At 55.3% G+C, this 10,591-nt stretch carries 10 protein-coding genes and 1 pseudogene; 2 read left to right on the top strand and 9 right to left on the bottom strand.

Annotated features, from left to right (window positions below; translation table 11 throughout):
• A pseudogene (locus tag TRICHSKD4_RS27470) lies at window positions 1-474 on the top strand (choline ABC transporter ATP-binding protein); the annotation flags it as partial.
• Window positions 475-566: 92 nt separating this feature from the next.
• On the opposite strand, the gene TRICHSKD4_RS27465 reads toward TRICHSKD4_RS27470, so the two are convergent.
• From TRICHSKD4_RS27465 to TRICHSKD4_RS27435, 7 genes are all read right to left on the bottom strand, one after another.
• The gene (locus TRICHSKD4_RS27465) at window positions 567-1,718 is read right to left on the bottom strand and encodes an iron-containing alcohol dehydrogenase (protein WP_009469759.1); all 1,152 of its coding nucleotides are present in this window, start codon (window positions 1,716-1,718) and stop codon (window positions 567-569) included.
• Between the two features lie 71 nt (window positions 1,719-1,789).
• Window positions 1,790-3,178 carry an aldehyde dehydrogenase family protein gene (locus TRICHSKD4_RS27460; protein WP_009469758.1) on the bottom strand — a complete coding sequence of 463 codons (1,389 nt, stop codon included), beginning with the start codon at window positions 3,176-3,178 and terminating at the stop codon, window positions 1,790-1,792.
• Between the two features lie 59 nt (window positions 3,179-3,237).
• The gene (locus TRICHSKD4_RS27455; RefSeq protein ID WP_009469757.1) at window positions 3,238-4,605 is read right to left on the bottom strand and encodes a glutamine synthetase family protein; all 1,368 of its coding nucleotides are present in this window, start codon (window positions 4,603-4,605) and stop codon (window positions 3,238-3,240) included.
• An 84-nt stretch (window positions 4,606-4,689) separates the two neighbouring features.
• Window positions 4,690-5,739 (bottom strand): TRAP transporter substrate-binding protein, encoded by a 1,050-nt coding sequence (locus TRICHSKD4_RS27450; RefSeq protein WP_009469756.1) that lies wholly within the window; start codon window positions 5,737-5,739, stop codon window positions 4,690-4,692.
• 116 nt (window positions 5,740-5,855) lie between these two features.
• Window positions 5,856-7,178, bottom strand: a complete 1,323-nt coding sequence (locus tag TRICHSKD4_RS27445) for a TRAP transporter large permease subunit (protein ID WP_009469755.1) — start codon at window positions 7,176-7,178, stop codon at window positions 5,856-5,858.
• Window positions 7,178-7,774 carry a TRAP transporter small permease subunit gene (locus TRICHSKD4_RS27440; RefSeq protein ID WP_040617692.1) on the bottom strand — a complete coding sequence of 199 codons (597 nt, stop codon included), beginning with the start codon at window positions 7,772-7,774 and terminating at the stop codon, window positions 7,178-7,180. The genes TRICHSKD4_RS27445 and TRICHSKD4_RS27440 overlap by 1 nt, the downstream gene beginning before the upstream one ends.
• Window positions 7,767-8,528: an N-formylglutamate amidohydrolase gene (locus TRICHSKD4_RS27435; RefSeq protein ID WP_247642878.1), complete on the bottom strand. Its 762-nt coding sequence runs from the start codon at window positions 8,526-8,528 to the stop codon at window positions 7,767-7,769. Before TRICHSKD4_RS27435 ends, TRICHSKD4_RS27440 begins: the two co-directional genes overlap by 8 nt.
• Window positions 8,529-8,700: 172 nt before the next feature.
• Between TRICHSKD4_RS27435 and TRICHSKD4_RS27430 the strand changes: the two genes are divergently transcribed.
• Window positions 8,701-9,570: a MurR/RpiR family transcriptional regulator gene (locus TRICHSKD4_RS27430; RefSeq protein ID WP_009469752.1), complete on the top strand. Its 870-nt coding sequence runs from the start codon at window positions 8,701-8,703 to the stop codon at window positions 9,568-9,570.
• 57 nt (window positions 9,571-9,627) lie between these two features.
• Here the strand turns inward: TRICHSKD4_RS27430 and TRICHSKD4_RS27425 are convergent, their stop codons facing one another.
• On the bottom strand, window positions 9,628-9,840 hold the full coding sequence (locus TRICHSKD4_RS27425; protein WP_009469751.1) for a cold-shock protein: 213 nt from the start codon (window positions 9,838-9,840) through the stop codon (window positions 9,628-9,630).
• Window positions 9,841-10,132: 292 nt separating this feature from the next.
• On the bottom strand, window positions 10,133-10,591 hold the full coding sequence (locus TRICHSKD4_RS27420; protein WP_009469750.1) for a YaiI/YqxD family protein: 459 nt from the start codon (window positions 10,589-10,591) through the stop codon (window positions 10,133-10,135).

The following is a 10,591-nucleotide window of genomic DNA, read 5'->3' as shown; positions in this document are numbered from 1 at the left end:
GCAACGGATGCGCCGATTCTCTTGATGGACGAGCCGTTCTCTGCCCTTGATCCGCTGATCCGTGATCGTCTGCAGGACGAGCTTTTGGATCTTCAAAAGGAACTCAACCGCACCATTATTTTCGTCAGTCATGATCTCGATGAAGCAGCCAAGATCGGCTCACGCATCGCCATTATGGAAGGTGGGCGGGTGATCCAGCTTGGCACGCCGCAGGAGATCGTCAAGCGCCCGGCAACCGACTATGTCGCGGACTTCGTTGGCCACATGAACCCGCTGAATGTTCTTAGAGCCCGTGACATCATGGGGCCAGTGCGTCCCGGCGGTCTGACGGAGGCCCCGCGCTGTGCTCCCGAAACGCCGGTCCGTGCGGTGATTGCCCAAAAACGAACGGCTAACGGTTCAGCCATTCTCGTCGAGCAAAATGGCAAGATCCTCGGTCAGATCGGCGAACAGGAAATCTACGCCTGTTTGTGAGGAGAAAAGGCCTCTATGGTCAAATCGAAAAGCCCCGCAATTCCGCGGGGCTTTTTTAATGCGGTTTTCGAATATCGAAGCGGACAGCTCAATCACATAATCTCTTCGAAAAGCGCTTTTGTGTTGTCGAAAGTCATCTCAACCGGGTTGCCGCCGGTGCTGGGGTCGCGAAGGGCAGCGGCGGTCAGCTCGTCGATGTTCGGATCCTTGACGCCGAGCTCGCTCAAGGTCTTCGGAATGTTCATCGACGCATTTAGCTCATCCACATAAGCGCAGAAGCCTTCAAACCCGCCAGCGATCGCGAGATAGGCCGCTGCCTGGTTGAACCGGTCTGAAATCGCCGACTTGTTGAACTGAAGAACAGCCGGCATGCAAACCGCGTTTGTTGTGCCATGGTGGGTGTGATGAACAGCCCCAATCGGGTGGCTGAGCGCGTGAATGGCCCCAAGGCCCTTCTGGAACGCGGTCGCGCCCATGGCAGCTGCCGACATCATGTGGCCGCGTGCTTCTAGATCGGTTCCATCTGCATAAGCGCGGGGCAGATATTCTTTTACAAGCCGCATGCCTTCCAGCGCTATGCCCTGGCTTATCGGATGATAATGCGGGCTGGAATAGGCTTCCACGCAGTGCGCAAAGGCATCAAGGCCAGTGCCAGCTGTCAGAAACTTCGGCATGCCGACGGCCAGTTCCGGATCACAGATAACAATCGAGGGAAGCATCTTCGGGTGAAAGATGATTTTCTTTTCAGCCGTATCGACCTTGGTGATGATGCTCGCGCGACCAACTTCAGAGCCGGTGCCAGCTGTTGTTGGAACTGCGATAATCGGGGCGATGGCATCCGCATTTGCGCGTGTCCACCAGTCGCCAATGTCCTCAAAATCCCAAAGCGGACGGGTTTGTCCGGCCATGAAAGCGATGACCTTGGCAAGATCCAGTCCGGAACCACCACCAAAGGCAACAACACCGTCATATCCACCGTCCTGATAAACCTTCATGCCAACTTCGGCGTTCTTGTCCGTGGGGTTCGGGTCAACATCGGAAAACAGTCCGCGGCCCAGACCCGCAGCCTCAAGCAGGTCGAGGGTCTTGGTTGTGATGTCCATGCTGGCCAGTCCCTTGTCGGTGACAAGAAGCGGCTTGGAAATTCCGGAAGCTTTGCAGGCGTCTGCGATTTCAGCAATGCGACCCGCGCCAAACCGGACAGCGGTTGGGTAGGACCAGTTTGCAGATAGAAGTGCGCTCATGGCGGTGTCTCTAATATCGTGGGAAGAATGCCCTCCGCCTGTCATGGCGGAGGGGTAAGGCGCCGGCGAGTTTAGTGTTCGACGCGGAAGTGATAGGATTTCGGGCGGGTCAGGTTATGGAAACCGATCTCTGACAGGGCCGCGCCCTTGCCCGTGTCTTTCACGCCGGTCCAGACAAGGGCCGGATCAAGATAGTCACAGCGGTTCATGAAAACGGTTCCAGTCTCTATCTGATCGGCGATGGAGGCAGCTGCGTCGACATCCTCACTCCAGATCGAGGCGGTTAGCCCATATGGGCTGTCATTCATGAACTGAAGTGCTTCAGCGTCATCCTTGACTTTCATGATGCCAACAACAGGCCCGAAGCTTTCTTCGCGCATCACGGACATCTGGTGATCCACATTGGTAAGCACCTGCGGGGCAAGGTAGGGCGTGCCTTCCTTGTTCATGCCAAAGGCTGCCATGTCGATATGCGCCTTTGCGCCCTTACGCAGAGCTTCTTCGGTCTGTTCGCGGATCCAGGCCGCAAAGCGGGCCTGTGCCATAGGTCCAAGCGTCGTTGCCTCATCCAACGGATTGCCGAGCTTGTATTGCTTGGTTAGGTCAACAAACCCGTCAACGAACCGGTCGAATTGGCTTTCATGCACATAGACGCGCTCAATGCCGCAACAACATTGGCCCGCATTGTAGAACGCGCCGTCAACGAGGTTCTCAACCGCGTAATCAATGTCAGCGTCCGCGCGAACATAGGCCGGATCCTTGCCACCAAGCTCAAGGCCGAGTGTTGCGAAGGTACCTGCCAGAGCCTTTTCAATGGCGCGCCCGCCGCCAACAGATCCGGTAAAATTCACGTGGTCGATGAGGCCGGAGCCGAGCAGTTTTTCTGTGCCGGAATGTGTCAGGACAATATTTTGGAACACGCCTTTTGGTAGTCCGGCAGACTCAAACGCCTGAGCAAGGCGCTCACCAACGAGAAGGGTCTGGGCGGCGTGCTTCAACACTACAACATTGCCTGCCATTAGCGCAGGCATGATCGTGTTGATTGCCGTCATAAACGGGTAGTTCCAAGGCGCAATCACCATGACGATGCCGTGCGGAACACGCTTCAAATAGCGTTTGAAGCCCGGCTTGTCCGTACGCTCGATATCGGCCAGCGCTTCCGCGGCCGTATTGGCGCAGTATTCGGTGCGCTCAACAGTGCCGCCAAGTTCACCGCCATAACGGATTGGGCGGCCCATTTGCCATGCCAGTTCCGGCGCGACGTCATCATTCATGGCCTTCAACGCGTCCAGCGCCTTCAGGCAAAGAGCAACGCGCTCCGAAACGGGCGTTGCGGCCCAGCCAGCTTGCGCGGCCCGAGCGTCGCTGACGACCCGGCCAACGGCAGCTTCGTCCAAAGCAGGGCGTTCGGCATAAACCGATCCGTCTACAGGCGATACGAGCTTGATGATGTCACTCATCTTACACCTCTAAAGATCCGCGCTTTTCGAAACAGCGCGATGTTGTGGTTGTTTCAGATTTATGCGCGTTCAAATCCGCGCGCGATTTCATAATCGGTCACAGCGCGGTCGAATTCCTCGATTTCCCATTCCGCAGCGCGGGCATAATGGTCAACGACCCCGTCACCGAAAGCGTCTCGAAGCATCTTGGACTTGCGCAAGGTTTCGCGTGCATCACGCAAGGTGCCGGGAATTTCCGGCGCGCGTTTTGAATCATAAACATCGCCGCGCGCAGGAGGTGCAAGTTCCAGCTTTTCCTCCAGCCCTTTGATACCGGCAGCCAGTTGGGCAGCGAGAGCGAGAAACGGGTTCAAATCCGACCCACCGATGCGGCATTCAATCCGCAGCGCCTTGGTGCCTTCGCCACACAGTCTGAACCCGGCAGTCCGATTATCAATCGACCAGACGGTTTTGGTGGGCGCGAAAGTGCCTTTTTGGAACCGCTTGTAGCTGTTGATATAGGGAGCCAGAAAGTAGGTGTAGTCCGGCGCGTATTTAATCAAACCGGCAACGTAATGCCGCATGACTTCGGACATGCCCAGATCCCCATTGGGATCGCAAAAGACATTCTCACCCTTCTCGTTCCAAAGGGATTGATGGATGTGGGAAGACGATCCAACCTTGTCACTGCGCCATTTCGCCAAAAAGGAAACCGAGCGCCCCTTGGCCCAAGCGATTTCTTTCACCGCATGTTTTGAAATGGTGTGATAGTCAGCGCAATTGAGGGCGGCTGCATATTTGATGTTCAGCTCTTCTTGACCGGTTTCGGCCTCACCCTTGGTGTTTTCGACCGGAACACCCGCGGCGTAGAGATGGTTCCGGACGGGGCGAAGAACGTCTTCTTCCTTGGTCGTCTGGAGAATGTGATAATCTTCGTTGTATCCGGAAATCGGCTCCAAATTCCGGAAACCATCCCGGCGCACTTCATCGAAGCTCTTCTCAAACAGGAAGAATTCCAGTTCCGTTGCCATCTTGGCATTGAAGCCGAGTTCTGCAAGGCGAGCGATCTGGCGCTTGAGCATGGCCCGTGGGGAGTGCGGAACGTCCTTGTGTGTATGGTGATCAAGAACGTCGCACAGGACCATGGCAGTGCCTTCAAGCCAGGGAACGGGACGCAAGGTCTCCAGATCCGGCTTCATGACATAGTCGCCGTAACCGCCCGCCCAACTGGTCGCTGCAAACCCTTCGACGGTGTACATCTCAAGGTCAGTTGCAAGCAGGTAATTACAGCAGTGTGTTTCTTCATACGCGCTATCGACAAAATGCTGCGCGTGAAAACGCTTGCCCATCAGGCGGCCCTGCATATCGACAATGCAGGCCAAGACCGTATCAATTTCGCCGTTTGAAACCGCTTGTTTCAGCCCGTCAAAAGTCAAAGTGCCAGCCATTCTGGGAGATCCGTTTGTTCGTATGGTCGGTACAATCAAATAAGGAGACCGGCCCGGGTGGGCCGGTCCCAGTATGTCTTGGATTTAGCTGTAGCGATATGGACGACCTGCTTTTTGCATGTCGGCATTGTACTTCTTGAAGATTTCGACGACCTGCGCCTTCACTTCTGATTCAGCTGCAACTTCATCCCAGAATTTCAGAGCCGCAGCTTCAACTGTTGCCCACTCGTCATCAGGAATGGAGGTGAGTTGCATCTTTGTGCCGTTGACGCGAAGGGATGCTTCACCGCCCCAGTACCACCACTGGCGATAATAATGGGAGGCATCCATTGCCAGCTGCAACATGGTTTTCAGGTGATCCGGCAACTCGTTCCAGCGTTCCTGATTGGCAAAGAAGGAACCTGCCCAAGCACCTGAGATGTTGTTGGTCAGGAAGTAGTTGGTCACGTCTGCCCAACCAACCGTGTAGTCTTCGGTGATGCCTGACCAGGCAATGCCATCAAGCTCTCCGGTTTGAACGGCCACTTCAATGTCTTCCCAAGGAAGCGTGACCGGAACAACGCCAAACTGGCTCATGAAGCGACCGGCTGTCGGGAATGTGAAGACACGCTTGCCCTTAAGGTCTGCCAGAGACCGGATCGGGTCTTTGGTGGCAAAGTGGCAAGGGTCCCATGCGCCTGCGGAAATGTGCTTCACGCCAACCTTGGCATATTCAGCTTCCCAGATTTCCTTAAGGCCGTATTGGTTGAAGAGAACCGGCACATCGAGGGAATAGCGGCTGGCAAACGGAAAATATCCACCAAACACGGTCACTTCAGTCGGTGAGGCCATGGAGTCATCGTCTGATTGCACAGCGTCAATTGTGCCACGCTGCATGGCGCGGAACAGTTCACCGGTTGGGACCAGCTGATCTGCAAAGAAAAGCTCGATTTCCATTTCGCCATTTGCAGCCTTGTTGAAGGCATCGATATGCGGCTTGATGACATGCTCGGCAAGCGCTGGGCCGGCATAGGTTTGCATGCGCCATTTGATCGGCGCCTGTCCGAGAACTGCCGGAGCTGCCAGTGTGGAAGCGCCTGCTGCGGCAACAGTGCCAAGACCGGCCTTTTTGATGAAATCACGTCTATTCGTCATCGTTCATTCCCCATTCTGGTTGGTTGCAGGACGTTCAGCGGTCCGGCTTTGCCGGTTGGTCCGCGAACTGACCGGGTTTGCCCGGTTCTTGTTGGTTCATTCAGTCTCGCCATGGCTCACTTTCCGTAGACATAGTCAGGTAGCCACAGGGCGATTTGCGGGAAGATCATGACCAGCGCGAGCGCAAGCACCATGACCAGCACAAAGGGTGTGATGGAGGAATAGATGTCGCGTATGGTGATGTCCTTGGGAGCCATCGCGCGCATCAGGAAAAGGTTATAGCCAAAGGGCGGGGTCATATAGGCGATCTGGGTCGTGATCGTATAAAGCACCCCGTACCAGATCAGATCGAACTCAAGAGCTCCGACCAGAGGAACATAGAGCGGGGCCACGATCACCAGCATGGCTGTGTCGTCGAGGAACGTTCCCATGATGATGAATGAGAGCTGCATCAAAATGAGGATGGCCCAGGGGCTGAGGCCGAGCTGTTCGGTAAAGAGGTTTTCAATCGCCTTCACCGCGCCGAGCCCGTCAAACACCGCTCCAAAGCCGAGCGCAGCCAGAATGATCCACATGAACATGCAGGAGATGCCGAGTGTATTGCGCAGGCAGGTCTGGAAGATCGACCACGTCATGCGCCTCTTCAAGAGGGCGGCGACGAAAGCCGTGAGCGCACCAATTGCGGAACTCTCCACCAAGCTGGTCCAACCATTGACGAAGGGGACCATCATTGCGCCGAAAATCACCAGTGGCAGAACACCGGACAGCAGAAGCCGATATTTTTCTGACTTGGAAACGTTTCGCTCTTCTTCAGGAAGGGCGGGCCCGAGGTTCGGTTGCAGTTTGCAGCGAATGGCGATGTAAAGCACAAACATGCCAGCCATCATCAGGCCGGGGATAACACCTGCCAGCCAAAGCTGGCCGACCGGTTGCCGGGCGATCATGGCATAAAGCACAAGAACGACCGACGGGGGTACGAGAATTCCAAGGGACGATCCAGCCTGAATGACACCGGTCACCATGCGCTTGTCGTAACCACGACGGAGCAACTCGGGCAGGGCAATCGTTGCGCCAATTGCCATTCCAGCAACCGACAGGCCGTTCATGGCGGAGACAAGTACCATCAGGAAGATGGTGCCGATGGCAAGGCCGCCACTGACGGGACCCATCCAGACATGAAACATCTTGTAGAGGTCGTCGGCAATCCGGGATTCCGACAGCACATATCCCATGAAGATGAACATCGGCAGCGTCAAAAGCGGATACCACTTCATCAGCTTCATGGCCGAGGAAAACGGAATGTCCGATCCGCCGGTGCCCCACAGCAAAAGCGCAGCGAGGGCAGCAACACCGCCAATTGCACCGAAAACGCGCTGCCCGGTCAGCAGCATCAGCATCATCGACGAGAACATCAGAATTGCGATCAACTCATAGGACATCAGATTTCCACCCCGCGAATGGTCGCAATGTCCTTGATGAGTTCAGAAAGGCTTTGCAAAAGCATGAGGAAGAACCCGATGCACATGATGACCTTGATGGGCCATAAAACGGGGCGCCAGGCGGTCGGGCTGCGCTCGATATAACCAAGCACTTCTCCGGCAGCGTCCGGCCCACCTGTGAAGAAGGCCGTGATGAGTTTCCCGTAGAACTCAAACATGTCTGAACCAAAGAAACCGAGAGAATAGGCCGTAGACGTCAGACCGCCATAGAGCAGAACGCCAAGATAGAACATCAGCAGGAAGACGGTGAACGCGTCGAACCAGGCTTTCTTCTTGATCGACCATTCCGCGTAGAAGAGGTCCATGCGTACGTTCGAGCCAAGCTGCATGGAATAGGGACCACCTAGAATGTAGTAGGTGACCATCGCGAACTGCGCGACTTCCAAAGTCCAGAGTGAAGGATTGAAAAACGTCTTTGAAATGGACGACCACAACAGGATCGCAGCCATCACGAAAACGCCATACATGATCACCCGCCCCAACGTGCGGTTAAACCAGTCGACGGAGTGAACGAACCAACGCAACACGCTAGGCATGGGCAGCTCCGTTCACCTGTCCAACAACCTCTTGCAGAACTGGTGCAAGGGTTTCTGCCCATCGCTTTTCTGCTTCCGCTGTCGCGACTTCGTTGTTGCGGATTTCGATCATCAAACTGGGGAGCCCTAGAGCTTCCCCGTGACGTGTCAGGGTGTAGTACACACCGTCCTCTGGCGAATAGGGCTCATTGTCGCCAACTTGAAACTCTGTTTGCGCGCGCAGCAGCGTCAAAGCCGGATCGATAAGCCGGCGGTCTTGCGCTGCAATCAGGCCGATCTCCCAAGGTCGCTCTTCGCCCTTGTAAACAGGCGTGTAGCTATGAACAGAGATGACAGCGGTCGGTCGACCTGATTTCCGACGTTCTTCAATGACATCAGAGATCGCATCATGAAACGGGCGATGCGCCAGATTGAGCCGGGCCTGTTTTTCGTCCTCGCTCAGGTTCCGGTTTCCCGGTATCTCCGTAACTTCGCTGACCGCAGGAATGAGGTCGTGAGCGGATGGATCCCGATTACAATCGATGACCAATCGCGAGACGGTTGAATAGACGAGCGGCGCGTCAAGGAGGCGCGAGAGCTGAAGCGACACACCAACCGCGCCGGGGTCCCATGCGATATGCGCCTCAGCGTCTTTATCGAATATGCCGAGAGTTGTGTCGAAAGGGGCCGGAAACCGATTGCTGGCGTGATCGCACACGAGCAGGATATGGCCCTCGCCGGAACGATTGACCACCTCTACTGCGGGTGTTTCCATGTGCGGTTTCGCACGAGCCTCCATCCGATTTTCCCTTGCATTTCCAGTGAATCGTGTTTGTTATATTTGTTACAGAATGTATTTCTTGTTTGTGATTTGTATCATTTGATACATGCTTTTCGCGAGAGTCAATGATAAAGTTGACCATGAAAATTATTTGGAGGAAGGGCTGATGCAGCGGCCATTGGTCGAGGATATCCGGGACAGGCTGGACGAGTTCACGGCCAAAGAACGCAAGGCCGCTCATGCGCTTTTGGCAAATTATCCGTTGCAAGGCCTTGGAACGGTTGCACAATTCGCAAAAGAGGCTGGTGTCAGCTCACCGTCCATCCTGCGATTTGTGTCGCGGCTTGGATTTGACAGTTTTTCCGACTTTCAGGACTGCCTGCGAAAGGAACTGGCCAGTCAGCTGAACTCTCCTCTGGCGCGCAGTACCGAGCTTGCGGATGGAGATGTCGGTGATCCCTTTGTTTCATCTCTTCTGGACAATGTTCGGGAGACATTTGAGCATATGCCAAAAGGGGAGTTGGAAGGCCTGTCTCGTCTTTTGGCCGACGATCGGAAAAACCTTTACCTGATTGGAGGTCGGTTTACCGACAGTCTCGCCCGGTACATGGCAGCGCACCTGCGCATTGTGCGCGCGAATGTCCATCATGTCAGTGGCCAGCAGGCGAATTGGCAGGATCTCTTGATCAGCATCGGCCCCAAGGACGTCGTTCTGGTATTCGACATTCGCCGTTATCAAAGTGAATTGATTAATTTCGCGGATGCGGCTGCAGATCGCGGGGCCACGCTGGCGCTCATTACCGATAGCTGGGTGTCGCCGATCGCTCGAACAGCCAGTTTTGTTCTCCCGGCTCGGGTTGCGGTGAACACTCCATGGGACTCCTCACTGGCGCTGATGGCTATTGCCGAAGTGCTGATTGCTGGCGTGACTCAACAAAACCCGGAGCGGAGCAGGGAGCGAATGCAGATCCTGGAAGATTTGCGCGAAACTCGTGCGCCGCGACCGGATATCACTGGAAAGGACTATGATCGATAAACAAAAACGCCGACTTGAAAAGCCGGCGTTCCAATGTCGAGAGTATGCCTGTCAGGCTCACGCAGCTTCGAGCTGGGCTGCCTGTTTGCCGCGGCCACGCCGGTCATCTTCGGCAACGAAGCTGATTTTCGCGCCTTCTTCAGGGGCTGGCATTCCTGCCTGTTCAAATGCGGTGATGTGGACAAATACGTCCTTGCCGCCGCTCTCAGGGGTGATGAAGCCAAAACCACGATCATGGTTGAAGAACTTGATAGTACCGGTCTCGCGCATGGAGATACCTTTCCGTAGTTAATGTGCGTGTTGCGAAGTCAGCAAGCACGCGAATCCGAGCAGTCTTTAGAAACGGAAAAGCTTGGTATTTCAGAGCGCCCTGGCGGTCGCCGAAGTCAATCTTTGCCACGTCTAGTTCGTGTCCCGGTCAGCCAATGGCCAACACCCTATAGGTAGGAGGCAAGGTGACGTACGGCAAGTTCGAAATGCGATTTTTGCAATATATCGCGCAGTAATACCCGTTATACGCTTGGTGAGGTGTGCAGAACTTAGGGTCCTGACCCTAAGTGTTTCAACTTTCCACGGCGCGTTTCGCGGCTCGCATGACTGGCTCAAGCTGATTCAGGAAACGAGACCTGTCTGCCTTGGTGAAAGACGGTCCGCCTTCCCGGATGACCCCTGCTTCGCGCAGCTGGGTTGAAAGGTCACGCATGGCAAGGCGCATGCCCATTGCATCCTCGCGAAAAGGTTTGCCGTTTGGCGATATGACCAGTGCGCCAGCGTCAACGCAGCGGGAGGCGAGTGGGACATCCGCCGTGACAACAACATCTCCTGTCGTTGCATTTTCTGCGATCCAGTTATCGGCTTCGTCCAAGCCGTCAGGAACAATCTTACGTTCGCAATAGGGGCTGTCCGGAAGCCGCATCCAGCTGTTGCTGACGTAGATCACGGGCACTTTGTGCCGTTCTCCAACGCGCAAGGCCTCTTCCTTGACCGGGCAAGCATCAGCGTCGACGTAAAGTTTGGTCAT

This window comes from Roseibium sp. TrichSKD4 (genome assembly GCF_000148725.1).
Lineage (GTDB): Bacteria > Pseudomonadota > Alphaproteobacteria > Rhizobiales > Stappiaceae > Roseibium.
This window is presented reverse-complemented; position numbering and strand designations above follow the sequence as displayed.